The sequence below is a fragment of the Streptomyces mirabilis genome (assembly GCF_018310535.1).
GTDB lineage: Bacteria > Actinomycetota > Actinomycetes > Streptomycetales > Streptomycetaceae > Streptomyces.
The window spans coordinates 4,912,629-4,938,555 of sequence record NZ_CP074102.1; the positions used below are offsets into that span (position 1 = coordinate 4,912,629).

Here is a 25,927-nt window from a genome sequence, read left to right on the forward strand (position 1 = left end):
CCATGGATCATGGATCGGCACTGCTGGTCCGTGGATCATGGATCGGCACTGCTGGTCCGTGGTCACGGTGGCTCGGGGCGCACGGGTTTGCGGTCGGGGTCGTCCCACAGGACCGCGAGGTGGCGGCCGATGTGTGCGGCGTCCTCGTCGTCTGCGGCGTCGATCGCGGCACGGCGGCGGTAGGCGGCCACTTTGGCCGGGAACCGCGACAGGCCGTCGGTGAGGAGCCCGTCGAGGACACCGCGGAACTCCTTGGTGGAGCGGCCTTCGCGGTGCCAGATCACCACGGGCAGCCCACTGCGCAGGGCCGCGTGCAGCTCCCGGCGGCCGTTGCCGTGGTCGGGCAGCGGCGGTTCGCTCAGCACCAGGGCCACGCAGTGCTCGTCGTCCCCGAGTCGGGCCTCCAGGCCGCGCAGATGGTTGCCGTTCTGGTGCGCGACGTTGACGTACACCGACTTCGACGGGTGCTCGTCGCGCGCCAGCTGCTGCCATCGGGTGCGCCAGAACCGGTACCAGTCCCGGTTCTGCAGCCGGTCCAGGCTGCGCACGACCACCGGGTAGTCCACCGCGAGCGGCACGTTCGGTACTTCGGTGGTGTCCCGGGGCCACCGGTCGACGGGCAGGTTGAGCAGTTCGAAGGGGAGCACGAACTCCAGCCACACATGGGCCAGCCGGTCGCCGCCGCCTCCTTCGACCGTTTTGATGATGCGGGTCACGGCCTGCTGCAGCCCGTCGGTCGGCACCCGCTGCATCGGGTCGCCGTGCTGCCAGTTCGGGCCGCCCGCGTCGGACATGAGGGAGTGCGAGACCGTGTAGAGCCCGTTCTCCAGCGGGTCCGGCGCGATGTGGATCGCCAGGTACTCCTGGCCCGGCCTGACCGCCGGCGGTGGCGCCGGAGTCCGGGCGCGGTCGAGGTCGAGCAGCTCGGCCAGGCCGCAGCTCAGGGCCCACTGCCGGTTGCGTGCGAGCAGCTCGACCGCGACGGGGTGGCCCATCGCGTCGGCAGCGCGGTCGAGGTAGACCATCCACGGTGGCAGCCCGCCCCGCGGAGCTCCCTGCCCGGCCATGTGCAGGAAGTCGTGCCAGCAGGTGTCGGCGTGCGGCGGCGGTGCGCAGACCCTGGCCTCGGTGGCCGTCCGGACGAGGGCCGTCCGCATGGCGTACGACATGGCCGGCGTGCCCAGGGTGGCACCGAGGAACTGCCAGGAGCCGGTGACCTCCGGCAGGCCGTCGAGCGAGTCCACGGCCGTCCATTCGTCGGCGAGCCGTTGCACGACGGGTCCCTGGGGGCAGCCCGGCTCCAGCATCTGCAGTTTCCGAGCGAGCGCCGACAGTCCGTCCTGGTGGCGTGTGCAGAAACGGAACAGTTCCAGCAGCTGCAGCGGCACGGTGGCCTGTTCCCGCAGGTCGGCCCGGCGCCCCAGTGCCTCGCCCACCAGATCGGTCAGCAGGTCGCGCGCATAGCGGTCGTGGAGCGCGGGGACCGCGAGCAGTGCGTCGAGGGTCTCCTCGCCGATCCGCTCGCGTATCCGTAACGCCGGGTTGTGGCGGCCCGCGCCGCCCTGTCCCGTCAACGTCGGCCCGCCGGGTCGGGGAAGCGCGGAGGTGCGGCGTGCCTGGTGGGGATGGTTCGGGTGACGCCGACGGCGTCGAGCAGCCGGGTGCGGGCCTCGTCCTCGCCGAGGCCCGCGAGGTCGGTGTACGCGACCGTGGACAGCGGCCACGGGAGCCGGCACGGCTCCACCATGACCGGCACCAGCAACGCGGCCATGCCCTCGGGGTTTCGGTGGTGCACGGCCTGCCAGGCCTGCTGGACGGGTGCGGAGCCGACGTAGGCCGGGGACAGGACGGGGAGAGCGCGTTCGCACTGTTCCAGACCGCTCAGCGGTCCGTCGAGCAGGTCGAGGAGTACGCCGACGCCCGCATCCTCCAGGTGCCAGGCGATCCAGGAGGCCCATGCGAGATCGGTGACGGCGCAGGAGAGGAACAGGTGAACAGGGCGGTCGGTGCGCGAGGGGGCTTGTGGCGATGCGGCCCGTACGACGTGCTCCCGTACGACGTGCTCCCGTACGAGCTCACCGACGGCGTCGGCCGTCCGGCTGTGGCCCTCCAGCAGTGACACCGCGTCGGCCAGCGCGGACAGCCCGTGGTGCGCCGCGAGCTCCTCGCGGACGCAGAACCGCACCAGTTCGAGCAGCTGCAGCTGCGTGGTCGCCTGTTCCCGCAGGACCACCGGCCGCCCCAGCCGGTCGCCGATCAGCTCGGCCAGCATCGCGCGGGCACTGCGGTCGCCCAGGACCGGGGAATCGCACAGCGCCTGGACCACGGCTTGCTGCCAGTCATGGTCCGGGCGGGCGCGGAGACCGTCCCTGTCCACAACACCCCCCGAGAAGTTGTGTCCCGCAATCCAGGATACGGACGCGATGACACGGCGTCAGGGCTTCTGCGAGGCCGGAACGAGCGGGGCGGAGGGGCCCACCTGGATGCCCGTTTGTGTCCACCTGCCGCCCGAACCTGTTTACTTTCCGGAAATCCGGGCGTAGCCTCCAAGCGAAACCACAAGTTCGGGCATCGGCCGCACAGTAATCGGAGGCGAACGGACATGTACGCACCGGAGCGGCAGCAGGAGATTCTCCGGCTCGCCCGTGACGGCGGTCGGGTGGACGTGCTCTCGCTGGCCGAGGAGTTCCAGGTCACCGCGGAGACCATCCGCCGCGATCTGAAGACACTCGACCGCGCGGGCCTCCTGCGGCGGGTGCACGGTGGTGCCATACCGGCCGGGCGGCTGGACTTCGAGCCCGACCTCGCCGAGCGCGAGTCCACCGCGGCCGACGAGAAGGACCGCATCGCCCAGGCCGCGGTCGCCGAGCTGCCGGACCAGGGCACGATGATCCTCGACGCGGGCAGCACGGTCGCCCGGCTCGCCGGGGACCTTCCCCTGGAGGCGACGCTCACCGTCGTCACGCACAGCCTGCCGATCGCGGCCCGCCTCGCGGACCACCCCGGTATCCAGCTCCACCTGGTCGGAGGGCGCGTCCGGCACCGTACGCGCGCCGCCGTGGACGCCTGGGCGCTGCGCGCGTACGCCGAGATCCGTGCCGACGTCCTGTTCGTCGCCGCCAACGGCTTCTCCGCCGAGCACGGACTGACCACCCCCGACCTCGCCGAGGCCGCCGTGAAGCGCGCGGCCATCCGCGCCGCGCGCCGCGTGGTGCTGCTCGCCGACTCCTCCAAGCACGGCCAGGAGCACTTCGCCCGCTTCGGCGACCTGAGCGACGTGGACCTGCTGATCACCGACAGCGGGCTGAGCCCCGAAGACGCCACCGACATCGAGCGCGGTGGCACGGAAGTAGTGCGCGCATGATCCTCACCGTCACCCCCAACCCCTCCCTCGACCGTACGTACGAGGTCCCGTCGCTCGACCGCGGCGAGGTCATCCGGGCCACCGGCGAACGCATGGACCCGGGCGGCAAGGGCGTGAACGTCTCGCGCGCGGTCGCGGCGGCGGGGCAGCGCACGATCGCCGTACTGCCGCTGGGCGGTGCGCCCGGCGCGCTCGTCGCCGAGCTGCTCCACGCGCAGGGCATCGAGGTCGCGCCGGTCCCGGTCGCCGGAGCCACCCGCTCGAACATCTCGGTCGCCGAGCCGGACGGCACGCTCACGAAGATCAACGCCCCCGGTCCCGAACTCACCGCCGCCGAGGCGGAGCTGCTCCTGGAGACGGTGCGTCAGCAGTATCGTTCCGGCGACACCGACTGGATCACCTGCTGCGGCAGCCTGCCGCGCGGACTCGGTCCTTCCTGGTACGCCGACCTCGTCGCCCGCGCCCACGCGGCGGGCGCCCGGATCGCGCTGGACACCTCCGGCCCCGCGCTGCTCGCGGCGCTGCGTGAGCGGCCCGACGTGGTGAAGCCCAACGCCGAGGAGCTCGCCGAAGCCGTCGGGCGCCCCCTCACCACCGTCGGCGACGCCGTCAAGGCCGCCGAGGAACTGCGTGAAATGGGCGCCGACGCCGTGCTCGCCAGCCTCGGCGCGGACGGGCAGCTGCTCGTGGACGGCGCGGGCGCCTGGTTCGGCAGCGCCCGGGTGGATGCCGTACGCAGCAACGTGGGCGCCGGTGACTCCTCCCTCGCCGGATTCCTGATCGCCGGTGGCCGCGGCCCGGAGGCCCTCGCCTCCGCCGTCGCCCATGGCGCTGCGGCCGTACAGCTGCCCGGCAGTGTGATGCCGGGCCCGGCAGACCTCGACCCCTCCGCCGTGACCGTCACGTCGGAGGTCCCCGCGGACCGCGTACTCACGGAGCCCGTGTCATGACGAACCCAGCTGCTCTGACGAATCCAGCTGTTCCGACGACCGGTACCGCCGCGGTCGCACCCCCTGAACAGGCCCTGATGAGGCGGGGTTTCCCCGGCCCCGCCTCCGCCACACCCGCAGACCCCGCCCTCTTTGAGTGCGGCACCCCCGTCCCCACCCCCGCCCACCACTTCCCCCGGGCGATACGCGTGCGAAGGAGCCCGCGATGAGCGAGATGATCACCGCGGACCTGGTCGATCTCGACCTGTCCGCCGAGACCAAAGAGGCGGCGGCACGCGCCCTCGCCGAGCGCATGGTGACCCTGGGGCGGGTGACCGACCTCGACGGCTTCCTCGCCGACGTGGCCGCCCGCGAGGCCCAGATGCCCACCGGCCTCGACGGCGGGATCGGCATCCCGCACTGCCGGAGCGTTCACGTCACGGAGCCGACGCTCGGCTTCGGGCGCAGCGCGGCCGGGATCGACTTCGGCGCGCCGGACGGCCCCGCCGACCTGATCTTCCTGATCGCCGCCCCGGCGGGCGCCGACGACGCGCATCTGACGATCCTGTCGTCGCTGGCCCGTCAGCTCATGAACGCCGAGTTCACGTCCGCGCTGCGGGCCGTGGACGACGCGGCGGCCGCGGCCGCGCTCATCCGCGGGGACGAGTCCCCGGCGGCCGCGGCCTCGACCGCGCCCGAGAGTGCCCGGAGCGCTGAGGACTCCGAGGGCTCCGAGGGCTCCAAGGACTCCGTGGCGGTGTCGGCGGCGGCCTCCGCCGACACCGCCACGGGTACCACCACGAGCGAGCGTCCGTTCCGGATCGTCGCCGTCACCTCCTGCCCCACCGGCATCGCGCACACCTACATGGCGGCCGAGTCGCTGGAGAACGCGGGCCGCGAGGCGGGCGTCGAGGTCGTCGTCGAGACGCAGGGCTCGGCCGGCTTCACCCGGCTCGACCCGGCGGTCATCGCGGCCGCGGACGGAGTGATCTTCGCGCACGACGTGCCCGTACGGGACAAGGACCGGTTCGCCGGCAAGCCGACCGTCGACGTCGGTGTGAAGGCGGGCATCAACAAGCCCGCCGAGCTGATCACCGAGGTGCGTGGCAAGGCCGCGCGCGGCGAGGTCAGCGCGGGCTCCGCGCCCGGTACGCCGGTGGAGCGCTCCGGCGACTCCACCGAGGGGTACGGCACCAAGCTCCGCAAGTGGCTGATGTCCGGCGTCAGTTACATGGTCCCGTTCGTCGCCGCGGGCGGTCTGCTGATCGCCCTCGGCTTCGCGATCGGCGGCTACAAGATCAACAAGGCGCCGTCGGTCATGGACCACTTCCTGTGGACCCAGGCGGACAGCTGGGGCGCGCTGTTCTTCCAGATCGGCGTCGTCTCCTTCGGCTTCCTCGTCCCGGTCCTGGCCGGCTACATCGCCTACGGCATGGCGGACCGCCCAGGACTCGTGCCCGGCTTCGTCGGCGGCGCGATCTCCCTCACCATCAACGCGGGCTTCCTCGGCGGTCTGGCCGCCGGTCTCATCGCCGGTGGTGTGGTGATCGGGATCCAGAAGGTGAAGATCCCGGCGTCGTTGCGCGGCATCATGCCGGTGGTGGTGATTCCGCTGATCTCCGCGGCGATCGTCGGATTCCTGATGTTCGTGGTCATCGGCAAGCCCATCGCCTCCGCGCAGAAGGGCATGACCGACTGGCTCAACGGCCTCACCGGCACCAACGCCGTCCTGCTCGGCGCGCTGCTCGGCCTGATGATGTGCTTCGACCTCGGCGGCCCGGTCAACAAGGTCGCGTACACCTTCGCCACCGCCGGTATCGCGGTCGCGAGCCCCAGCGACTCGGCGATGAAGATCATGGCGGCCGTGATGGCGGCGGGCATGGTTCCGCCCCTGGCCATGGCACTCGCCACGACCGTGCGCGGCAGGCTCTTCACCCAGACCGAGCGGGAGAACGGCAAGGCGGCCTGGGTCCTGGGCGCCTCCTTCATCTCGGAGGGCGCGATCCCGTTCGCGGCGGCCGACCCGCTGCGCGTGATTCCCTCCGCCATGGTGGGCGGCGCGGTCACCGGCTCCCTGTCGATGGCCTTCGGCGCCACGCTGCGCGCCCCGCACGGCGGCATCTTCGTGGTCCCGCTGATCGGCAACCCGTTCCTCTACCTGATCGCCATCGCGGCCGGTGTCTGTGTCACCACCGCCCTGGTGGTCGTCCTGAAGGGCATGCGCAAGCAGGCCCCCGAGGGGACCGGTAAGGGGGCCGCCGACGCCGCGATAGCGACGACGGTCGACTCCAAGGAGCCGGTCGCGGCCTGAACGGCCAACTACTCGCCCTTTTAGGGCATCTGCGAGATACGTCACGGTCCGGGGCCAAAGTCCCGGACCGTGGTGTCTACTGGAGGGCATGCCTGAGCATGTGTCGATCCTCCAGCTGATGGGCGTGGCCGTCCTCGCCCTCGCGACCGTCATCTGGGTCGTCGGCCTGTCCCGCCTGCTGCGCCGCGCCCGCACCGAGGTCGCCGTGCGTCCCCACGGACAGTTGCTCCGCGCCATGCCGCGTCAGCGCCGGTCAGGCCCCGCCGCGGAGTCCGTGGAACTCACCCCCGAGGAACACGCCGCGTTCGCAGGCCTGGTACGCCAGTTCAGCGACAGCCGCCCCTGACGAACAGGTCCTAGGCGAGCCGTGCCGCCCGGCGTTCCATGGCGGCCCGCGCCGCGTGCTCCGTCGGATAGACCTCGCACATGTGCCGGCCGTCCGGCGTCGCCGTGTGTTCGACCTCCCACAGGGAGATCTCCTGGCCGCCGCGGAGCAGGAACGCGTGCTCGTAGAGCGAGAAGCACAGCCCGACCTGGCCCGCCCGGCAGGGGCGCCCGAAGGCCTGGGTGATCTGGTGCGCGAACGCGGTGCGCAGCAGCAGCGTCGTGATGTCGGCCCCCGGCCGGTCCGCGTTCTCCGCCCGCCGCAGCAACCGCCGCGCGTGATCCGCCGAGTCGTCCGTCAGGTAGACGTGCCGCGGCTCGGGGACCGGCGGCAGATGGACCATCACGGGCAGTTCGAAGTCCGGCGCGTCCGGCGGCAGCGGCAGCCGGGCCGTCGCGGCGCGCAGCTCCTCCTCGTCGACATACACCTCGTGCTGCGGCTCACTCCCGAGCGCCGTGTTGTGCACGAGCTCCCACAACGTGACCGCCGAGCCGTCGGCGAGCAGCCAGGTGTGCCGGTACGTCTCGCGGTGCAGCCCCGCGCTGTGGTGCGCGGAGTGCAGCGAACTGTCGTGCGCCAGCGCGCAGTCGAGCCGCCTTATCGTCTCGTCGGGCAGCTCGAAGGAGTTCAGGGCACGGCCGAGGAGCCGCTCGAGGTGCTCCTCCGGAGACTCGGGCGACTCGGGTGGTTCGTACGCTGCTGTCTCGTACGGAACGCTCAAGGCTTCTCCCGGCGTTGCTGCATGTCACCTTGTGGGTGCATACCGTAGCCCCTCGGTCGGACATCAATCCTGCGAACCGAGAAAACGTACGGAGAGAAAACGAGCGGGCCGCGCGGCAAGTTCCCGCGCGGCCCGCCGTGACGTCAACGGCCCCAGGTCAGACCGTACTTCCCGTGGTCCACGCACTCCAGGACATGTTCCAGCCGTTCAGTCCATTGTCCGGCGAGACGGTCTTGTCGGGCGAGTTCTTCACCACTACGACGTCCCCGACGAGAGAGTTGTCGTAGAACCACTTCGCGCTGGTGTCGCCCTGCGCGCCCTGTACATCGGCGAGACCGACACATCCGTGGCTGGTGCCCTGCCGTCCGAAGGGCGGGTTCCCGCGGTTGTACCAGTAGTTGCCGTGTATGAACGTCCCCGAAGACGTCAGTCGCATCGCGTGCGGCACGTCCGGGATGTCGTACTCGCCGCCGTAGCCCACCGTCGAGCCGTTCATCCGCGTCTGGACGAACTTCTCGGAGATCACCATCTGACCGTTGTACGTGGTGTGCTCCGGGCTGCCCGCCGAGATCGGCACCGTCTTGAGCGTCGTGCCGTCACGCACGACCGTCATGGTCTGCGTGTTGACGTCGACCGTGGAGACCTGGGAGCGACCGATGGTGAAGGTGACCGTCTTCTTCTGCACCCCGAAGACGCCGTTCGCGCCCTCGACGCCGTCCAGGTCGATCTTCATCGTGACCTTGGAACCGGCCTTCCAGTACGCCTCGGGCCGGAAGTCGAGCCGCTGCGAGCCGAACCAGTGCCCGACCACCTGCTGCCCGCTGCTGGAGGTGACCGTGATGTGCGACTGCACGGCCTTCTGGTTGCTGATCACCTTGTTGAAGTTGAACGACACCGGCATTCCGACGCCGACCGTGGTGCCGTTGTCGGGCGTGTACGTGCCGATGAAGCTGTTGCTCGAGGAGACCGTCGTGAAGATGGAGTTGGCGGCGGCCGTGCGTCCGCTCGCGTCCTTCGCGGTCGCCGAGATCTGGTACTTCGTCCCGCGCTCCAACTGCGCCGTCGGCTTCCAGCCGGTCCCGTCCGCGGTGATCGCCCCCGGCACCGCCGTCCCGGACCCCGACACCGTCATCTTGACGTCGGTCAGCTTGCCGTCGCTGACCTTCACGCCGGTCGCGTTGATGGACGCGTCCGTCGAACCGTCCTTGGCCGAGATGACGATCTTCGCCGTGGACGTCTTGGCCGAGGTGCCGCCGTCCTTGCCGTCCTTGGCGTCGGCGTTGGCGTTGCCGCCGCAGCCGGTCAGGGTGAGGGCGCCGACCATCAGGGCGGCACAGGCCCCCAGTGCGCGCCGCGCTGTCATGTTCGGCGTTGCCACGGGCTGCTCCAGTTTCTCGTGATGTGCGTGATCCGCTCCAGTGCGTGGAGAAAGAGCGAGCGCTGCCGCGAAGGGTTCCCACCGTCCCCGGCCCAACACGATCACGTGACAGAACCGGGACAATCCCCATCGGGCCCACAGCGAACTCCCCTTGCCGCTGGCCCCACTTGGCGTCAGCGGAAGCACCAGGCCACCCGGAACCACGGGCCAGGGCCAGTCCTAGGCGCTCCCGTACAGCTCCTCGTACGACGGCCACACCCCGCCCGGTCCGTCCACCGGGTCGGCCGCTCGTACCGCGCGGACGATCGCCCGGGTGACCAGATCCGCGCCCGCCGCGAGGATCTCGTTGAGGGCCAGAGGGTTGTCGGGATTGAGGGTGCGGTCGCCCGTGGCCAGGGCGAAGACCGTGTCGCCGTCGTTCAGGAGGTGGACCGGGCGGACGGCGCGTGCGATGCCGTCGTGTGCCGTGCCGGCGAGCTTGTGGGCCTGGGCGCGCGTGAGGTCGGCGTCGGTGGCGACGACGGCGAGCGTGGTGTTCAGCGGGGGAGGCGCGTTCTTCGCGGCGGCTTCGGCGAGCCGTTGCCGCGCCGCCTCGTGGACCTCGGCGGACGGATACGCCGTACGACCGTCTCGCAACAACTCCCCGTACAACACCCCTGTCTCCGGATCCACCGCCGAACCCGCCGCGTTGGCCACCACCAGCGCGGCCACCGTGATCCCCGAGTCGAGCACGGCGCTCGCCGTCCCGACCCCGCCCTTGATCCGCCCGACCGTCGCCCCCGTCCCGGCGCCCACGCACCCCTCCGGCACCGGCGCGCCCGGCCCGCTCGCGTCGGCAGCCTCGACCGCGGCCCGGCCCGTGGCCGCGTCCGGCCTCGCCCGGAAGTCGCCGCCGCGGCCCAGGTCGAAGACACAGGCGGCGGGCACGACCGGCACGACGTGGGCCGGATCGGGGCCCACCCGCACCCCGCGGCCCCGCTCCTCCAACCAGGCCATCACCCCGGACGCGGAGTCCAGGCCGTACGCGCTGCCGCCGGTCAGTACGACCGCCTCCACCTTCTGCACCAGGTTGCGGGGGTCCAGCGCGTCGGTCTCCTTGGTGCCGGGCCCGCCGCCGCGTACGTCCACGGCCGCGATGGCGCCGCCCGCGGGGGCGAGCACGACCGTGGTGCCGGTGAGCCAACCGTCGCCGGTACGCGTCGCGTGTCCCACGCGCAGCCCCGCGACATCCGTCAGAGCGTCAACTGTCATGCCTCCAGTGTTTCCCGCCCCGCGGTCCCCGCCCCCTCCTTTGTGACCATCCGTGCCGTCAGGGCCACCCCGACCGCCACCGACAGCGCCGCCACGACGCCCGCCGCGAGCACCGCCCAGCTGCGCAGGAAGGTGCACAGGATCACCAGCAACGCCGTCGTCGGCAGGACGAGTTGCTGTGCGATGCCCACCTTGAAATAGCGCGCGTGCAACAGCCACACCGTGAGGAAGTACAGCGCCGTCGGCAGTGTCACCGCGGCGGACGCGGCGAGCGTCGAGATCTGTGCCTTGCCGACCGCCTGCTCGACCGCGACCTCCAGGCCCGAGCCGATCGCGGCCGCCGACGCGAAGATCAGGTAGTGGCCGTATCCCCACAGGAACGACTGTCTGTTGGACCGCAGATGCCCGTGGATGGGCACCACGAAGTAGATCCACCAGGCGGAGAAGACGACCAGCAGTCCACCGGAGGCGATCGGCAACAGCTCGCCCAGCGCGTCGTGCTCGTCCACCGCCGACTTCACGGCCATCGTCGACGCGGCGATCGTCTCGCCCAGCACGATGATCGTGAACAGGCCGAACCGCTCGGAGACGTGGTGCGGATGCCAGGAGGTGACGAAGTCCTTCTCCGCGTACACAGGGACGCACATCTCGGCGATCGCCATCACCAGGAACACCCAGGGACGCCCGGACTCCGGCAGGACCAGCAGCCCCAGCCAGCCGATCTGGCACAGCAGCACACCGCCCGCGTACCGCAGCGCCATCGTTCTCTCGGGGCCCTCCGTGCTGCGGGCCACCCGCAGCCACTGGGCGATCATTGCGAACCGCATGATCGCGTAGCCGAGCCAGACGGCCAGGTACACATGGTTCTCGAACGCCTGCGACACCCCGGCGGCGAGGACCAGGACACCGGCGATCTGCACCAGCGTCACGATCCGGTAGAGCGCGTCGTCGTTGTCGTAGGCCGAGGCGAACCAGGTGAAGTTCATCCACGCCCACCAGATCGCGAAGAAGATCATCGCGTAGTTGAGGATGCCCTCGCCCGCGTGTCCCGCTGCCACGGCGTGCACCAGCTCGCTGCCCGCCTGGGCGATGGCCACGACGAAGCACAGGTCGAAGAAGAGCTCCAGCGGCGACGCGACGCGGTGCGCCTCGTCCCTCCTGCGGGCGGTCATTCTGCGCAGGGGCCCGAGGCGGGCCGTCCTGGGCGTCGGGGTGGGTTCGGAAGCGGCGCTGGACGTCATGGGGCCAAGCACAGCAGAAAAGAGTCCAGGTCGCTCGGGTTGGCGGCCGGAGGACGCGGCCGTACCGGGGTGGGCCGGCGGCCCGTCGGCGTACTCTGGGACGCATGAGTACCGCCGCCGCCCCCGAACCGCGTGACGCGTCCGCACCGCGTGCTCCGAAGCCCGCGCTGATCTTCGACGACCCGCTGAGCCAGCAGTCCTCGGACGACACGGACCGGGGATGGGGTGAGCAGTCCGGCGGTGACGGTGACAGCGCGGCGGACCTGAAGAGGTTCCTCGACGAGAAGCCGCCGCACCACATCTGAGCCGCCGTGCCGCGGCGCCGCCTGACGCCGACCCCGACTGTCCACAGCTGGGCCCCGTGTTTCGGGAGCCCGACTGTCGTCCGCAGTCGGCCTCCGCGCTTCCGGAGCCCGACTCCCATGGTCCGGCGTCGGCCCCCGCGCTTCCGGAGCCCGGCCCCGGCTTTCAGGAGTCGGTCCGTGAGCGATCCGAGCGGGGCCCCGGCCTCCGTCGTCAGTTGTGGCTGTTGCCCGAACCGCGCTGGGCCACCAGGGCGTCGCGGATTTCCTTGAGCACCTCCAGCTCGGACACCTCGATGACCTCCTGGGCGCCCTCCTTCGCCTTCTGCCGGGCCGCCTGCCGGGCCAGGAACTTCGACATCGGCAGCACCATCAGGAAGTAGACGACGGCCGCGGTGATCACGAAGCTGAGCGTGGCGCCCAGCACGGAGCCCCACATGATCCGGATGCCCGTAGCCGTGTCCCCGGTGCCGGTGCAGGGAGGTTTGAGGCAGGAGCTGTAGCTGTCGAGGTTCTGCGTGCCTATCGCGCCCACCAGCGGGTTGATGATGCCCTTCACCACCGAGTTGACGATGTTGGTGAAGGCCGCACCGATGACCACCGCGACGGCCAGGTCGATGACGTTGCCCCGCATCAGAAAGGCCTTGAAGCCCTCCCAGACACCGGGTTGCTTCTTCTCGCTCACCAAGAGGCCCCTCTGCACAAGTTGTGGAACAAACAGCTCCGCAACCTACGGCAGGGCCCGCCGGAGCTGTCCAATTCGGTAGCACGATCGAGAGAGTTGACACCGATTCGATATCCAGGGAGGCCGTCAGTACGGCATTGCGCACGACGCTCAACACAGTGTCACCGCCAGCCGTGCCGTCGTGCCCGCGCCCGCCAGTCGCGCTGCCGTGGCCCGGGGCACGGAGAGGACCACCAGCGCCCCGGTCTCGCCGGCGGCGAAGTCCGGGACCTCGGCCACCCGCGCCCCGGCCGCGACCACACGGGCCTCGCTGCCACCGTCCGCCGCGATCACGTCGACCCGGTCACCCGGCCTGAGCAGCCGCACCGTGGCCGCGTCGGCGATCCGCACCGGCGCCGCCACCATCTCCACCGCGCCCCGCCCCCGCCCCCGCACGGACTCGGAAGCGGAAGCGGAAGGGGAAGAGGGAGAAGAGGACATGGAGGAGGAAGCGGACCTGGACGGAGGAGCCGCCGTCGGATGGCCCCGCGCCCGCCCGGCCTCACCGGGGCCCGCCGCCACGAGGGCCGCCGCCGTGACGGCGAGCCCCGCGGCCACGGCCCGCCGCTTGTGACGGGTGAGGCGCCGCAGCCGGTACCGCCCGCCGCGCACGTGCACGGGGGCGAACTGCGGCACCTCGCGGATCGGAGGCGCGTCCACACCGGGCGGACGTACAGGATCCGTGCCCGGCGCTCGTACGAGATCCGTGTCCTGCGGGCGTACAAGAGGAGCGTGCTGTGTCATGGGACCACCATCTGCGACGAGAGATCGGCTTGCGATCCCACGATGAGGCCTCACGGCGGAGCCCGTCGGCGCCGGTGGACTACCGACGAGTTGTGGACAACTCCCTCACCCGAACGGGAAGTTCCACCACGTGAAAACGCCCGTCAGTGCCCGTCAGCGCCCATCGAGCGCCCGTCGGGGCCACCGTCACGGCAGCTCGAACCCCGGATCCATGCCACCCAGCGCCTTCGTGCACAGACAGTCCCGCGTCCCGTTCTCCGGCAGTGCCGCCACCGCGTCGTACAGCACGTCCCGCAGCCGGTCCACGTTCGACGCGAACACCTTCAGCACGTCGTCGTGCGAGACGCCCTCGCCGGCCTCCGCGCCCGCGTCGAGGTCGGTGACCAGGGTCAACGAGGTGTAGCAGAGCTCGAGTTCACGGGCGAGCGCGGCCTCGGGGTGGCCGGTCATGCCCACCACGGACCAGCCCTGTGCCTGGTGCCACAGCGACTCGGCGCGGGTGGAGAACCGCGGTCCCTCGATCACCACGAGTGTGCCGCCGTCCACCGGCTCCCAGTCGCGCCCGCGCGCCGCTTCGAGGGCGGCCTTGCGGCCGACGGGGCAGTAGGGGTCGGCCAGCGACACGTGCACGACGTTCGGCACGGTGCCGTCCGGCAGCGGCAGCCCGTCGAAGAACGTCTGCGTCCGTGTCTTCGTACGGTCGACCAGCTGGTCCGGCACGAGCAGCGCTCCCGGCCCGTACTGGGGGCGCAGTCCGCCCACCGCGCAGGGTCCGAGGATCTGACGGGCGCCGACGGAACGAAGCGCCCAGAGGTTGGCCCGGTAGTTGATGCGGTGCGGCGGCAGATGGTGGCCGCGGCCGTGGCGGGGAAGGAAGGCGACCCGTCGCCCGGCGATCTCGCCGAGGAACAGGGAGTCGCTCGGCGGCCCGTAGGGGGTGTCGACTTGTATCTCGGTCACATCGTCGAGGAAGGAGTAGAAGCCCGAGCCGCCGATGACACCGATCTCTGCGTTCGCCATGACAAGCACAGTAGCGGGCTTCGAAGGCCTGCCTCGGAAAACGTCGAGGCCCCTGCCCCGACGCCGGGTGCCCTGCTCCCGAAAATGCCGGGGACCCCATCGTCGTACGACGATGGGGTCCCCGGCAGAAAGTTCTACGCGGCCGAGCTGCTGCTCGACGAGCCGCTGCCCGACGACTTCGAGTCGGACGAGGACGACGAGGACGACGAAGTCGTCGACGGCGAGGGCGAGGAGGTCGACGGCTTGGACGCCGGCGAGCTGCTCGACGACGAGCCACGGCTGTCGTTGCGGTAGAAGCCGGAGCCCTTGAAGACAATGCCGACGGCCGAGAACACCTTCTTCAGGCGTCCACCGCAGTTGGGGCACTCGGTCAGGGCATCGTCGGTGAACTTCTGCACCGCCTCGAGGCCCTCGCCACACTCGGTGCACTGGTACTGGTAGGTCGGCACTTGTCTTCCTCCTGGCACTCTCACTCAATGAGTGCTAACGACGATCCATACTGACGTATTCCGCGAGATCAGTCCACTGTCACCGGCACTCGGTGACCGACGCCACGTGCGACGGTGCGTCCGGAGGGCCGCGTGGCCAGCCGTGAGCGCAGGGCCAGCAAGGTCGCCAGCGCCAGTGCCGTACCGGCCATCGGTACCAGGAATCCGGCACCGTTCCACAGGCGGTCCTCCAGCTGTCCGGCGACCGTGACGGCCGCCGCCTGGCCGAGCGCGACGGCGCCGGTCAGCCAGGTGAAGGCCTCGGTGCGGGCGCCCGCCGGGACCAGGCCCTCGACCAGCGTGTAGCCGGTGATCAGAGACGGAGCGATGCACATGCCGACCAGGAGGCCGATCGCGGCGAGCACGACCACGGAGTGCGCGGCCCACAGTCCGCACGCGGCGAGCGCCAGGGCGGCGTAGCCGATGACGAGCCGCCGCTGCGGGGCCACCTTCCAGGCGATGGCTCCGCAGACGACGCCGGAGAGCATGTTGCCCGCGGCGAAGACGCCGTACAGGACGCCGTTCAGGCCGGGCTCGCCGATCGACTCGCTGAACGCGGCGAGCGAGACCTGCATACCGCCGAAGACGGAGCCGATGCCCAGGAAGGTCACGATCAGCACGCGCACTCCGGGGACCCGCAGCGCGGAACCGTGCTCCACGCGCGTGTGCCCGGCGGCTGCGACAGCGGGCTGGGTGCTCTTCTGCGCGGCGAAGAGGAGACCGCCGATCAGGGTCAGCCCGGCCTCGGTCAGCAGGCCCGCGGCCGGGTGCACGGCGGTGCACAGCGCCGTGGCGAGCAGCGGGCCGAACACGAAGGTCAGCTCGTCCGTGACGGACTCGAAGGCCGCCGCGGTGGTCATCAGGGGCGAGTCCTGGAGCTTCACGCCCCAGCGGGCGCGCACCATGGGCCCGACCTGGGGCACCGAGGCGCCGGTCGGCACGGCGGCGAGGAAAAGGGCCCACAAGGGGGCGTCCGTCAGCGCCAGCGTCGTCAGGGAGAGGCCTGCCAGGGCGTGCACCAAGACGCCGGGCAGCAGGACGGCCCGCTGGCCGTGGCGGTCGGCGAGACGGCCGGTGAAGGGTGCGAACAGCGCCATGGAGACGCCGGTGACGGCGGCGACGGCGCCGGCGGCCCCGTACGAGCCGGTGGTGTGCTGGACGAGGAGTACGAGGGAGAGCGTCAGCATCGCGAAGGGCTGACGTGCGGCGAAGCCGGGAAGCAGGAACGTCCAGGCGCCGCGGGTGCGCAGCAGCTGTCCGTACCCGGGGCGGGAGGTGACCGTGGATGCCACGGCCCGTGCCTTTCTGCCGCCTGGTAGCGCGCCCGTGCGGGGGGCGCCGAGAGCTGTCCTCTTGCGCGGAACTGCGGTAGATGCCGCGCCGCCCACTGCGAGGGCGTCACGACCGCCATACGGTCGCGCCAGCTCTGCTTCAGGCAGAGTTGGTTCGATCAAGGTGTGCCTTCATCGTACAGGGGCGAGTGCTGCGGTGCCTGTGAAAGTGAGCACCATGGCGGTGTTCGCCTGCGAATGCACATCGCCCCTTAATGTCCCGTTTACTGTCCGGAATGTCGGGAGTGCGGTCCGGCGCCGTTGCCCGCGAGGCCCAGCCAGCCCGCCAGCTTGCCGCCCTGACCCACCGCGCGCAGCCGTCGCTCGGCCGCGTCCCGGACCGGGTCGGTGGCCACCACGAGCAGCTCGTCGCCGCGGCGCAGGACGGTCGTGGGCAGCGGCACGAAGGAGGTCCCGTCGCGCACGACGAGGGTGACGGCGGCCCCCGAGGGCATGCGCAGCTCGGCCACCTCCACGCCGTGCATGCGGGAGCCCTTCGGGATCGCGACGGACAGCAGATGGCCGCGCAGCCGCTCCAGGGGTGCCGATTCGATCCCGAGGTCGGCGGCGCCCTCGGACTCGCCCAGCCGCAGCTTCCGGGCCAGCCAGGGCAGCGTGGGGCCCTGGATGAGGGTGTAGGCGACGACCAGGACGAAGACGATGTTGAAGATCCGGCGGCTCTCCGCGATGCCGCTCACCATAGGGATGGTCGCCAGGATGATGGGTACGGCGCCGCGCAGGCCCGCCCAGGACAGCAGCGTCTGCTCCTGCCACGGAATGCGGAAGGGCAGCAGGCTGACCACGACGCTCAGGGGGCGCGCCACCATGGTGAGCACCAGGCCGATGACGAGGGCCGGCATGATGTCGTCGCCCATCTCGTGCGGGGTGACCAGCAGGCCGAGCAGGACGAACATGCCGATCTGGGCGATCCAGCCGAGCCCTTCGGCGAAGCCTCGGGTGGCGGGCCAGTGCGGCAGTTTGGCGTTGCCGAGCATCATCGCCGCGAGGTAGACGGCGAGGAAGCCGCTGCCGTGCGCGAGCGCGCCGGCGGCGTAGGCGGTGACCGCGATCGCCATCACGGCGATCGGGTAGAGGCCGGAGGCGGGCAGCGCCACGTGCCGCAGACCCCAGGAGCCGAGCCAGCCCACCGCGAGGCCGACGGCCGCGCCGATGGCCAGTTCCAGGGTTATCTCGCCCAGCAGCACGTACCAGTGCTCCACGGGGCCCGCCGTGCAGAACGCGACGACGAGGATGACCACCGGGGCGTCGTTGAAGCCGGACTCGGCCTCCAGGATGCCCGTCACGCGCGCGGGCAGGGGTACTTTCCGCAGCACCGAGAAGACGGCCGCCGCGTCCGTCGAGGACACCACCGCGCCGATGATGAGCGCCTGCCGCCACTCCAGGCCGATCAGGTAGTGGGCGGCCGCGGCCGTCACTCCGACGCTCACCGCGATGCCGACCAGTGCCAGCGAGGTGGCCGCGGGCAGCGCCGGCTTGATTTCCTTCCACTTCGTGCCGAGGCCGCCCTCGGCCAGGATCACGACCAGGGCCGCGTATCCGATGACCTGGGTCAGTTCGGCGTTGCTGAAGTGGACATTGCCGACCCCGTCCTGGCCCATGGCGATGCCGATGCCGAGGTAGACGAGCAGGCTGGGGAGCCCGCTGCGCGAAGAGATACGAACCGCTGCCACCGCGACGAGCAGAACGAGCGAGCAGACGAGCAGGAGCTGGTTGAGGTGGTGGACAGTCAGCGGCTGTTCCCTTCTCGCCAATCCGGGCACTGGATTCGAACGTGTGGATGTGAACACGTCGATTCGATGTGATCGCGTCGCGGTCGACGCGTGGAATCGAAGTGATCGCGTGCATCCGAGCACGTCGATCCGAACACCCGAAGTCGGTACATGAGGCCAAGTACTTCGTTACCTTACCTAACTCTTGACGCTTTCTTGACGCTCGAGAGGCTGAGATCGAACGCTCGTCCGTCCTGTACCCGACTCCGCGTCAAGGCGCGTCGGGCCCTGCGCCTATGGTTGCTCCAGCACTCCAGGACCGCCTGCCGCTCGCGTTAGGACAGCAAGGACAGCGATGCCCCCGAACACCACCGCCTCTTCCGGCCAGAAGCCGGGCAAGTCCGGCAGGAAGAAGGGGCGCAAGGCCCGACTGGTCCTGATCGTCCTGGTTCTGGCCCTCTTCGGAGGCGTTGCCTATGGCGGTTACTGGGGGGTCAGTACCGTCCGCGCCTCCTTCCCGCAGACCAAGGGCTCCCTCACGCTCGACGGGCTGTCGGGTCCCGTGGACGTCAAGAGGGACGGCAACGGGATCCCGCAGATCTACGCCTCGTCCGACGAGGACCTGTTCATGGCGCAGGGCTACGTCCAGGCGCAGGACCGGTTCTACGAGATGGACGTACGCCGTCACATGACCTCGGGCCGGCTGTCCGAGATGTTCGGCTCGAGCCAGGTCAAGAACGACGAGTTCCTGCGCACGATGGGCTGGGACCGGGTTGCCAAGGAGGAGTACGACACGAAGCTGTCGCCCTCCACGAAGAAGTACCTCCAGGCGTACGCCAAGGGAGTCAATGCCTACCTGAGGGGCAAGGACGGCAAGGACATCTCCCTGGAGTACGCGGCCCTTGGTTTCACCAACGACTACAAGCCCCAGGAGTGGACCCCGGTCGACTCGGTCGCGTGGCTGAAGGCGATGGCCTGGGACCTGCGCGGCAACATGCAGGAAGAGATCGACCGCTCCCTGATGACCAGCCGCCTGGGCCCGAAGCAGATCGCCGACCTGTACCCGGAGTACCCGTACAGCCGGAACAAGACGATCACCCAGGAGGGCCAGTACGACAGCGTCACGGGGTCGTACGTCCAGGGCGGCAGCACGACGTCGGGCAGCGGGACGCAGTCCACGTCGGGCACCGGCCTCGCGGGGAACGCCACCGCGCCCAATGGCCTGCAGAGCCAGCTCTCCAAGCTCTACAACGTGCTCGACAACGTGCCCACCGCCGTCGGTGTGAACGGCAACGGCATCGGCTCGAACTCCTGGGTCGTCGCGGGCAAGTACACGATCACCAACAAGCCGCTGCTGGCCAACGACCCGCACCTGTCGGCCTCGCTGCCCTCGGTCTGGTACCAGATGGGCCTGCACTGCACGAGCGTCTCCAGCAAGTGCCAGTACGACGTCTCCGGCTACACCTTCGCGGGCATGCCCGGCGTGGTCATCGGCCACAACCAGGACATCGCCTGGGGCATGACCAACTCCGGGGTCGACGTCACCGACCTCTACCTGGAGAAGATCACCGGCGAGGGCTACGAGTACGACGGCAAGGTGCTGCCCTTCACGACCCGCAAGGAAACGATCAAGGTCGCGGGCGGCGCGAACAAGACGATCGTCGTCCGGGAGACCAAGGACGGGATGCCGCTGCTCTCCGACCGCGACGACGAACTGGTCAAGGTCGGCAAGAAGGCCACCGTCGACAGCGGGGCGCCCGACCGCGGCGACGGCTACGCCATCGCGCTGCGCTGGACCGCCCTGGACCCGGGCAACTCGATGGACGCAGTCTTCCAGCTGGACAAGGCGTCGAACTGGTCCGAGTTCCGCAAGGCGGCCGCGTCCTTCGACGTGCCCTCGCAGAACCTGATCTACGCCGACACCAACGACAACATCGGCTACCAGCTGCCCGGCAAGATCCCGACCCGGTCGAAGGGCGACGACGGCTCGCTCCCGTCGCCCGGCTGGGACTCCAAGTACACGTGGACCGGCTACATCAAGCAGTCCGAGCTGCCCTACGAGTACAACCCGAAGCGCGGCTACATCGTGACCGCCAACCAGGCGGTCGTCGACAAGGACAAGTACCCCTACACGCTCACCACGGACTGGGGTTACGGAACGCGCAGCCAGCGGATCACCGATCTCATCGAGGCGAAGATCAAGGGCGGCGGCAAGATCTCGACCGACGACATGCGTCAGATGCAGCTCGACGACAGCAGCGAGATCGCCAAGCTGATCGTGCCCAAGCTGCTCAAGATCGACGTCGCCGACAAGAACGTCCGCGAGGCGCAGAAGCTCCTGGAGGGCTGGGACTACACCCAGGACGCCGACTCCGCGGCGGCCGCGTACTTCAACGCGACCTGGCGCAACATCCTCAAGCTCGCCTTCGGCAACAAGCTGCCCAAGGAGCTGCGGGTCAAGGGCCAGTGCCTGAACGTCGCCCCGGTCGACACCACCGGTCCCGCGGACGAGAACCAGACCGTGCGCGAGTGCGGTCAGCGTGAGGCGGACCAGGCGCAGCCTGACGGCGGGGACCGCTGGTTCGAGGTGGTCCGCAAGATCATCGACGACCAGAACAACGACTGGTGGAAGGCGCCCAAGACGCGCCTCGACGATGCGGCCGGCAATCGCGACCAGCTGTTCGCGCGGGCCATGAAGGACGCCCGCTGGGAGCTGACCGCCAAGCTCGGCAAGGACATGGACACCTGGAGCTGGGGCCGGCTGCACCGCCTGTTCCTGAAGAACCAGACCATGGGCACCGACGGTCCGGGCGTCCTGCAGTACATGCTCAACCGCGGCCCCTGGAAGCTCAGCGGCGGCGAGGCCACGGTCAACGCGACCGGCTGGAACGCCGCGGGCGGCTACGGAGTGGTCTGGGTGCCGTCCATGCGGATGGTGGTCAACCTCGACGACTTCGACAAGTCGAAGTGGATCAACCTCTCCGGCGCCTCCGGGCACGCCTACAGCGCCCACTACACCGACCAGACGGACAAGTGGGCCAAGGGCGAACTGCTGCCGTGGTCCTTCTCGGACAAGGCGGTCGACAAGAGCACGAGCGACACCCTGGTGCTCAAGCCGTGAGCCACCGACGGCGACCGTGAGTCACTGACGGCGACAGGTGAAAGGGCCCTCCACGCACGTGTGGAGGGCCCTTTCGCCTACCCGGGCCCGTCAGCCGAAGCGACGCACCCCCGAAGGCGTCACCACCGCGTGGACGGGACGGTCGTGAGGTTCCGCCGGGACGTGCTCGACGACCTCCGCGTCGTACAGCAGCACCACCAGCGCGGGATCGGCCCCCGCGCGCTCAAGGCGGGCCAGTACGCGGTCGTACGAGCCGCCGCCGCGACCCAGACGCATTCCACGCCGGTCCACGGCCAGGCCGGGCAGCAGGACGGCGTCGGCGTCCTGGACGGCCTCGGGACCGAGCCGCTCGCCCGCCGGCTCCAAGAGAGCCATCCTGCCGCCGTGTTGGACACGCTCCAGGGAGCCCTCTCCGGCGTACGCGCCCCAGTCCAGGTCGTTGTCCGCCATCAGGACCGGCAGCAGCACGCGCACCCCGCGCGCGTGGAGCGCGTCGAGGAGTGCGAGGGTGCCCGGCTCGCTCCCCACGGAGACGTACGCCGCCACCGTGCGCGCGTGCGCCAGCTCCGGCAGCTCCAGTGCCCGCAGGGCCAGGGTCCCGGCGGCTTCCCGCAGGTCGTAGGGTGTCAATCTGCTTCTCACCGCGAGGAATCCTCGCCGCAACATTCGCTTGTCAGGCTCTGCCGCACGTCCCACGTGGCTCACAGCTCACTCCGTACCGTTCCTTATGTGCTCATATGAGAGCTATTTAACGGGACCAACAGATTGCGCTCATAGCCACCGGATATGGTTACGCGCATGACTGAGTCGCACCCCAGGATCAGCAAGGCTGTCATCCCCGCAGCAGGCCTCGGCACCCGGTTCCTGCCGGCCACCAAGGCCACTCCCAAGGAGATGCTGCCGGTCGTCGACAAGCCGGCGATCCAGTACGTGGTCGAAGAGGCCGTGTCGGCGGGTCTCGACGACGTCCTGATGATCACCGGCCGCAACAAGCGCCCCCTTGAGGACCACTTCGACCGCAATTATGAGCTGGAGTCCGCCCTTCAGAAGAAGGGTGACGCCGACCGGCTCGCCAAGGTCCAGGAGTCCAGCGACCTGGCCACCATGCACTACGTGCGCCAGGGTGACCCCAAGGGCCTCGGCCACGCCGTCCTGTGCGCGGCTCCGCACGTCGGCCACGAGCCCTTCGCCGTGCTCCTCGGCGACGACCTGATCGACCCCCGCGACCCCCTCCTCGCCCGCATGGTCGAGGTCCAGGAGCAGCACGGCGGCAGCGTCATCGCGCTCATGGAGGTCGCGCCCGAGCAGATCCACCTCTACGGGTGCGCGGCCGTCGAGACCACCGCGGAGGGCGACCTCGTCAAGGTGACGGGCCTGGTCGAGAAGCCGGACCCGGCGGACGCGCCCAGCAACTACGCGATCATCGGGCGTTATGTCCTCGACCCGCACATCTTCGACATACTCCGCAAGACCGAGCCGGGCCGCGGTGGCGAGATCCAGCTCACCGACGCCCTCCAGCAGCTTGCGCAGGACGAGAAGGTCGGCGGCCCCGTGCACGGCGTCGTCTTCAAGGGCCGCCGCTATGACACCGGCGACCGCGGCGACTATCTGCGTGCCATTGTCAGGCTCGCGTGCGAACGTGAGGACCTGGGCCCGGACTTCCGGACCTGGCTTCGCAGTTACGTAGCCGAGGAGATGTAGGAATTTGAGCAGCGCCGCGACCCGTGTCACCGGCCAGGACCATCTCTGGTCGGTGACCGAGCACCTGGAGGACATCCTCGCGACCGTTCGCCCTCTCGAACCCATCGAGCTGCAACTCCTCGACGCCCAGGGCTGTGTCCTGGTCGAGGACGTCACGGTGCCGGTCTCCCTGCCGCCGTTCGACAACAGCTCGATGGACGGGTACGCGGTCCGGGTCGCCGATGTCGCGGGCGCGAGCGAGGAGTATCCGGCGGTCCTCACGGTCGTCGGCGACGTCGCGGCCGGCCAGGGCGAGCAGCTCCATGTGGGCCCCGGTGAGGCCGCCCGCATCATGACCGGCGCCCCGCTGCCGCCCGGCGCCGAGGCCGTCGTCCCGGTGGAGTGGACCGACGGCGGCCTGGGGGAGGGTCCCGTCTCCGGGATGCGCGCCCGCAGCGCGGCCCCCGAGGGCGCCTCCGGCCAGGTGTGCGTCCACCGCCCGGCCGAGGCACGCGCGCATGTGCGCGCGAAGGGCAGCGACGTGAAGGCGGGGGACCGTGCCCTCGAGGCCGGCACGATCCTCGGCCCGCCGCAGATCGGCCTGCTGGCCGCGATCGGCCGCGGCACCGTACGCGTGCGCCCGCGCCCACGCGTGGTCGTCCTGTCCACCGGCAGCGAACTCGTCCAGCCCGACGAGCCGTTGGGCGCCGGCCAGATCTACGACTCCAACAGCTTCGCCCTGTGCGCCGCCGCCCGCGACGCCGGGGCCATCGCCTACCGGGTGGGCGCGGTCGCCGACGACGCCGAGACGCTCCGCGCGACCATCGAGGACCAGCTCATCCGCGCGGACCTGCTGGTCACCACGGGCGGCGTGAGCGTCGGCGCGTACGACGTCGTCAAGGAGGCACTGTCCTCGGTGGGCGACGAGGACGAGGAGGGCAGCGGTATCGACTTCCGCAAGCTCGCCATGCAGCCCGGCAAGCCCCAGGGCTTCGGCACGATCGGCCCCGAGCACACCCCGTTGCTCGCGCTCCCCGGCAACCCCGTCTCTTCGTACGTCTCCTTCGAGTTGTTCGTCCGCCCCGCGATCCGCACGCTGTCGGGCCTGGACGACATCCACCGCCCCACCACCAGGGCGACCCTGGAGACGGGCAAGGCGCTGACCTCGCCGGACGGCCGTCGGCAGTTCCTGCGCGGGAGGTACGCCGACGGCAAGGTGACCCCGGTCGGCGGCGCCGGATCCCACCTGGTCGCGGCCCTCGCCCAGGCCGACGCGCTGATCGTCGTCCCCGAGGACGTCACCTCGGTCGAGCCCGGCACCGAGGTCGAAGTGGTCCTGCTCGGCTGAGTGCCCCGAGTGGCGGTACCGTGTCGCGCACAAGAGGCCCGACCGGGAGCGCCGCGCAGACATGAGTACGCAGGACCGACTGACCCACATCGACGAGGCGGGTGCCGCCCGCATGGTCGACGTCTCCGGGAAGGACGTGACCGCGCGCACCGCCCGCGCCAGCGGTCGTGTCCTGGTCTCGCCCCGTGTGATCGAACTGCTGCGTGGTGAGGGCGTCCCCAAGGGCGACGCCCTGGCCACCGCGCGCATCGCGGGCATCATGGGCGCCAAGCGCACCCCGGATCTGATCCCGCTCTGTCACCCGTTGTCGGTCTCGGGTGTCAAGCTTGATCTGTCGGTCGCGGACGACGCCGTCGAGATCCTCGCCACCGTGAAGACGACCGACCGTACGGGCGTCGAGATGGAGGCCCTCACCGCGGTCAGCGTGGCGGCCCTCACCGTGATCGACATGGTCAAGGCGGTCGACAAGGGGGCGGTCATCACGGACGTACGGGTGGAAGAGAAGACGGGCGGAAAGTCGGGCGACTGGAGCCGGGCATGACGGCGCTGTCATACCGCGCGCTCGTGGTCACGGCCTCGAACAGAGCCGCCGCGGGGGTCTACGAGGACAAGGGCGGCCCCTTGATCGCCGAGGGGCTCACGGCGTACGGCTTCGAGGTCGACGGCCCCCGGGTGGTGCCGGACGGCGACCCCGTGGAAGCGGCACTGCGCGCGGGTGTCGACGGCGGGTACGACGTGATCGTGACCACCGGCGGGACCGGGATCTCGCCCACCGACCGGACGCCCGAGGCGACCCGGCGCGTGCTCGATCACGAGGTGCCGGGCATTCCCGAGGCCATCAGGGCGTTCGGGAGAGAGAAGGTGCCCACGGCGGCGCTGTCCCGGGGGCTCGCCGGAGTCGCGGGACGGACGCTGATCGTCAACCTGCCGGGTTCCACCGGCGGGGTGAAGGACGGCCTGGCCGTTCTGGAGCCCCTTCTGATCCACGCCGTCGACCAGATCCGTGGCGGCGACCACCCCAGACCCAGCGGCAGTGGGGGTGCGAGCTGAACAGCCCATCCTGGCCCGTCGAGCTGGTGGACGGCGATGTCGTCCTCCGGCCGATAAAGGTGCGCGACCAGCGGGCCTGGCGCGAGGTGAACCGGCGCAACCGGGACTGGCTGCGGCCCTGGGAGGCGACGATTCCGCCGCCCACGCCCAGCGGTCCGATAGCGCACCGGCCGACCTACCGCCAGATGGTCCGGCATCTGCGTGCCGAGGCCAACGCGGGCCGGATGCTGCCCTTCGTCATCGAGTACCAGGGCCGTCTGGTCGGGCAGCTGACCGTCGCCGGGATCACCTGGGGATCGATGTGCTCCGGGCACATCGGCTACTGGGTGGACCAGTCGGTGGCGGGGCGCGGAGTGATGCCGACGGCCGTGGCGCTGGTGACCGACCACTGCTTCCGCACGGTCGGACTGCACCGCATCGAAGTCTGCATTCGCCCGGAGAACGGGCCGAGCCGCCGGGTCGTGGAGAAACTCGGATTCCGCGAGGAAGGGCTCCGGCCGCGTTATCTCCACATCGACGGTGCCTGGCGGGACCATCTCGTCTTCGCGCTCACCGCGGAAGAGGTGCCGGAGGGGTTGCTGGGGCGTTGGCGGCGGGCACGATCGATGCAGGCCCGTTCGGAGAACCAGAGCAAGCCCGGCACTCAGTAAATGAAATGTGTGTTCGAAATTGATCGGTGTCTGATCGGCTCGGGGCATTAAATTCGCGCTCCCTGCGGCCCGCTGATCGCATCGGTCACAAAAAAAGCTCGAAATATCAGCCGGATCGTGCGACACACCGGCCGAATTGGCAGATGGCCTCATGCAAAC

The 25,927-nt window shown here is 70.2% G+C and carries 24 protein-coding genes; 11 read left to right on the forward strand and 13 right to left on the reverse strand.

Annotation, left to right across the window (positions count from 1 at the left end):
* Positions 1 to 62: 62 nt before the first annotated feature.
* Positions 63 to 1,574: a VMAP-C domain-containing protein gene (locus tag SMIR_RS21820; RefSeq protein WP_168492588.1), complete on the reverse strand. Its 1,512-nt coding sequence runs from the start codon at positions 1,572 to 1,574 to the stop codon at positions 63 to 65.
* Positions 1,571 to 2,377, reverse strand: coding sequence for a toll/interleukin-1 receptor domain-containing protein (locus tag SMIR_RS21825; protein ID WP_212727267.1), 807 nt, complete (start codon positions 2,375 to 2,377; stop codon positions 1,571 to 1,573). The genes SMIR_RS21820 and SMIR_RS21825 overlap by 4 nt, the downstream gene beginning before the upstream one ends.
* 225 nt (positions 2,378 to 2,602) lie before the next feature.
* Here SMIR_RS21825 and SMIR_RS21830 point away from each other — a divergent pair, with 225 nt between their 5' ends.
* The 4 genes from SMIR_RS21830 (at position 2,603) to SMIR_RS21845 (ending at position 6,950) form a co-directional block, all read left to right on the forward strand.
* Positions 2,603 to 3,364: a DeoR/GlpR family DNA-binding transcription regulator gene (locus tag SMIR_RS21830; protein WP_054233089.1), complete on the forward strand. Its 762-nt coding sequence runs from the start codon at positions 2,603 to 2,605 to the stop codon at positions 3,362 to 3,364.
* Positions 3,361 to 4,314: a 1-phosphofructokinase gene (gene pfkB / locus SMIR_RS21835; protein WP_212727268.1), complete on the forward strand. Its 954-nt coding sequence runs from the start codon at positions 3,361 to 3,363 to the stop codon at positions 4,312 to 4,314. Before SMIR_RS21830 ends, pfkB begins: the two co-directional genes overlap by 4 nt.
* 205 nt (positions 4,315 to 4,519) lie before the next feature.
* The gene (locus SMIR_RS21840; RefSeq protein ID WP_168492584.1) at positions 4,520 to 6,604 is read left to right on the forward strand and encodes a PTS fructose transporter subunit IIABC; all 2,085 of its coding nucleotides are present in this window, start codon (positions 4,520 to 4,522) and stop codon (positions 6,602 to 6,604) included.
* Between the two features lie 88 nt (positions 6,605 to 6,692).
* Positions 6,693 to 6,950 (forward strand): hypothetical protein, encoded by a 258-nt coding sequence (locus tag SMIR_RS21845; protein ID WP_168492582.1) that lies wholly within the window; start codon positions 6,693 to 6,695, stop codon positions 6,948 to 6,950.
* A 10-nt stretch (positions 6,951 to 6,960) separates the two neighbouring features.
* Here SMIR_RS21845 and SMIR_RS21850 read toward each other — a convergent pair whose 3' ends face one another.
* The 4 genes from SMIR_RS21850 to SMIR_RS21865 all read right to left on the reverse strand — a co-directional run bounded on the left by SMIR_RS21850 (position 6,961) and on the right by SMIR_RS21865 (position 11,580).
* Complete coding sequence (locus tag SMIR_RS21850) at positions 6,961 to 7,710, reverse strand: DUF6227 family protein (RefSeq protein ID WP_168492580.1); 750 nt, start codon at positions 7,708 to 7,710, stop codon at positions 6,961 to 6,963.
* Positions 7,711 to 7,867: 157 nt separating this feature from the next.
* On the reverse strand, positions 7,868 to 9,034 hold the full coding sequence (locus tag SMIR_RS21855) for a L,D-transpeptidase (RefSeq protein ID WP_168501092.1): 1,167 nt from the start codon (positions 9,032 to 9,034) through the stop codon (positions 7,868 to 7,870).
* A 273-nt stretch (positions 9,035 to 9,307) separates the two neighbouring features.
* Entirely contained in the window at positions 9,308 to 10,339 is a 1,032-nt protein-coding gene (locus SMIR_RS21860) for a P1 family peptidase (protein ID WP_168492578.1), read from the reverse strand.
* Positions 10,336 to 11,580 carry a low temperature requirement protein A gene (locus tag SMIR_RS21865; protein WP_212727269.1) on the reverse strand — a complete coding sequence of 415 codons (1,245 nt, stop codon included), beginning with the start codon at positions 11,578 to 11,580 and terminating at the stop codon, positions 10,336 to 10,338. The genes SMIR_RS21860 and SMIR_RS21865 overlap by 4 nt, the downstream gene beginning before the upstream one ends.
* Positions 11,581 to 11,684: 104 nt before the next feature.
* Here SMIR_RS21865 and SMIR_RS21870 point away from each other — a divergent pair, with 104 nt between their 5' ends.
* Positions 11,685 to 11,885, forward strand: coding sequence for a hypothetical protein (locus tag SMIR_RS21870; protein ID WP_168492573.1), 201 nt, complete (start codon positions 11,685 to 11,687; stop codon positions 11,883 to 11,885).
* A gap of 211 nt (positions 11,886 to 12,096) precedes the next feature.
* Here the strand turns inward: SMIR_RS21870 and mscL are convergent, their stop codons facing one another.
* The 6 genes from mscL to SMIR_RS21900 form a co-directional block, all read right to left on the reverse strand.
* A complete protein-coding gene (gene mscL / locus SMIR_RS21875; RefSeq protein WP_212727270.1) occupies positions 12,097 to 12,567 on the reverse strand; it encodes a large conductance mechanosensitive channel protein MscL in 471 nt (156 codons plus the stop codon).
* A 150-nt stretch (positions 12,568 to 12,717) separates the two neighbouring features.
* Entirely contained in the window at positions 12,718 to 13,350 is a 633-nt protein-coding gene (locus SMIR_RS21880) for a hypothetical protein (protein WP_249938458.1), read from the reverse strand.
* 186 nt (positions 13,351 to 13,536) lie between these two features.
* Positions 13,537 to 14,370: an S-methyl-5'-thioadenosine phosphorylase gene (locus tag SMIR_RS21885; protein ID WP_168492569.1), complete on the reverse strand. Its 834-nt coding sequence runs from the start codon at positions 14,368 to 14,370 to the stop codon at positions 13,537 to 13,539.
* A 134-nt stretch (positions 14,371 to 14,504) separates the two neighbouring features.
* Entirely contained in the window at positions 14,505 to 14,819 is a 315-nt protein-coding gene (locus SMIR_RS21890) for an FmdB family zinc ribbon protein (RefSeq protein ID WP_168492567.1), read from the reverse strand.
* A gap of 68 nt (positions 14,820 to 14,887) precedes the next feature.
* Positions 14,888 to 16,150, reverse strand: a complete 1,263-nt coding sequence (locus tag SMIR_RS21895) for an MFS transporter (RefSeq protein WP_168492565.1) — start codon at positions 16,148 to 16,150, stop codon at positions 14,888 to 14,890.
* Between the two features lie 263 nt (positions 16,151 to 16,413).
* Positions 16,414 to 17,970 (reverse strand): potassium/proton antiporter, encoded by a 1,557-nt coding sequence (locus tag SMIR_RS21900; protein WP_168492563.1) that lies wholly within the window; start codon positions 17,968 to 17,970, stop codon positions 16,414 to 16,416.
* Between the two features lie 304 nt (positions 17,971 to 18,274).
* Here SMIR_RS21900 and SMIR_RS21905 point away from each other — a divergent pair, with 304 nt between their 5' ends.
* A complete protein-coding gene (locus SMIR_RS21905; protein WP_168492561.1) occupies positions 18,275 to 21,040 on the forward strand; it encodes a penicillin acylase family protein in 2,766 nt (921 codons plus the stop codon).
* A gap of 90 nt (positions 21,041 to 21,130) precedes the next feature.
* Here the strand turns inward: SMIR_RS21905 and SMIR_RS21910 are convergent, their stop codons facing one another.
* Positions 21,131 to 21,706 (reverse strand): 5-formyltetrahydrofolate cyclo-ligase, encoded by a 576-nt coding sequence (locus SMIR_RS21910; protein ID WP_422664456.1) that lies wholly within the window; start codon positions 21,704 to 21,706, stop codon positions 21,131 to 21,133.
* 132 nt (positions 21,707 to 21,838) lie between these two features.
* Between SMIR_RS21910 and galU the strand changes: the two genes are divergently transcribed.
* The 5 genes from galU (at position 21,839) to SMIR_RS21935 (ending at position 25,768) form a co-directional block, all read left to right on the forward strand.
* Complete coding sequence (galU, locus tag SMIR_RS21915) at positions 21,839 to 22,741, forward strand: UTP--glucose-1-phosphate uridylyltransferase GalU (RefSeq protein ID WP_101404554.1); 903 nt, start codon at positions 21,839 to 21,841, stop codon at positions 22,739 to 22,741.
* Positions 22,742 to 22,745: 4 nt separating this feature from the next.
* Positions 22,746 to 24,068, forward strand: coding sequence for a molybdotransferase-like divisome protein Glp (gene glp / locus SMIR_RS21920; RefSeq protein WP_212727271.1), 1,323 nt, complete (start codon positions 22,746 to 22,748; stop codon positions 24,066 to 24,068).
* Between the two features lie 61 nt (positions 24,069 to 24,129).
* A complete protein-coding gene (moaC, locus tag SMIR_RS21925; RefSeq protein WP_053852462.1) occupies positions 24,130 to 24,609 on the forward strand; it encodes a cyclic pyranopterin monophosphate synthase MoaC in 480 nt (159 codons plus the stop codon).
* Positions 24,606 to 25,118 carry a MogA/MoaB family molybdenum cofactor biosynthesis protein gene (locus SMIR_RS21930; protein WP_211118730.1) on the forward strand — a complete coding sequence of 171 codons (513 nt, stop codon included), beginning with the start codon at positions 24,606 to 24,608 and terminating at the stop codon, positions 25,116 to 25,118. Before moaC ends, SMIR_RS21930 begins: the two co-directional genes overlap by 4 nt.
* Positions 25,115 to 25,768: a GNAT family N-acetyltransferase gene (locus tag SMIR_RS21935; RefSeq protein ID WP_101404558.1), complete on the forward strand. Its 654-nt coding sequence runs from the start codon at positions 25,115 to 25,117 to the stop codon at positions 25,766 to 25,768. The genes SMIR_RS21930 and SMIR_RS21935 overlap by 4 nt, the downstream gene beginning before the upstream one ends.
* The last annotated feature ends 159 nt before the right edge of the window (positions 25,769 to 25,927 follow it).

Bases quoted from the DNA above. Each gene is read 5' to 3' on its own strand.
- SMIR_RS21830 (WP_054233089.1), top strand. From the start codon at position 2,603: ATGTACGCACCGGAGCGGCAGCAGGAGATTCTCCGGCTCGCCCGTGAC.
- pfkB (WP_212727268.1), top strand. From the start codon at position 3,361: ATGATCCTCACCGTCACCCCCAACCCCTCCCTCGACCGTACGTACGAG.
- SMIR_RS21840 (WP_168492584.1), top strand. From the start codon at position 4,520: ATGAGCGAGATGATCACCGCGGACCTGGTCGATCTCGACCTGTCCGCC.
- SMIR_RS21845 (WP_168492582.1), top strand. From the start codon at position 6,693: ATGCCTGAGCATGTGTCGATCCTCCAGCTGATGGGCGTGGCCGTCCTC.
- SMIR_RS21855 (WP_168501092.1), bottom strand. From the start codon at position 9,034: ATGGTCGGCGCCCTCACCCTGACCGGCTGCGGCGGCAACGCCAACGCC.
- SMIR_RS21860 (WP_168492578.1), bottom strand. From the start codon at position 10,339: ATGACAGTTGACGCTCTGACGGATGTCGCGGGGCTGCGCGTGGGACAC.
- SMIR_RS21865 (WP_212727269.1), bottom strand. From the start codon at position 11,580: ATGACGTCCAGCGCCGCTTCCGAACCCACCCCGACGCCCAGGACGGCC.
- SMIR_RS21870 (WP_168492573.1), top strand. From the start codon at position 11,685: ATGAGTACCGCCGCCGCCCCCGAACCGCGTGACGCGTCCGCACCGCGT.
- SMIR_RS21880 (WP_249938458.1), bottom strand. From the start codon at position 13,350: ATGACACAGCACGCTCCTCTTGTACGCCCGCAGGACACGGATCTCGTA.
- SMIR_RS21885 (WP_168492569.1), bottom strand. From the start codon at position 14,370: ATGGCGAACGCAGAGATCGGTGTCATCGGCGGCTCGGGCTTCTACTCC.
- SMIR_RS21905 (WP_168492561.1), top strand. From the start codon at position 18,275: ATGCCCCCGAACACCACCGCCTCTTCCGGCCAGAAGCCGGGCAAGTCC.
- SMIR_RS21910 (WP_422664456.1), bottom strand. From the start codon at position 21,706: ATGTTGCGGCGAGGATTCCTCGCGGTGAGAAGCAGATTGACACCCTAC.
- galU (WP_101404554.1), top strand. From the start codon at position 21,839: ATGACTGAGTCGCACCCCAGGATCAGCAAGGCTGTCATCCCCGCAGCA.
- moaC (WP_053852462.1), top strand. From the start codon at position 24,130: ATGAGTACGCAGGACCGACTGACCCACATCGACGAGGCGGGTGCCGCC.
- SMIR_RS21930 (WP_211118730.1), top strand. From the start codon at position 24,606: ATGACGGCGCTGTCATACCGCGCGCTCGTGGTCACGGCCTCGAACAGA.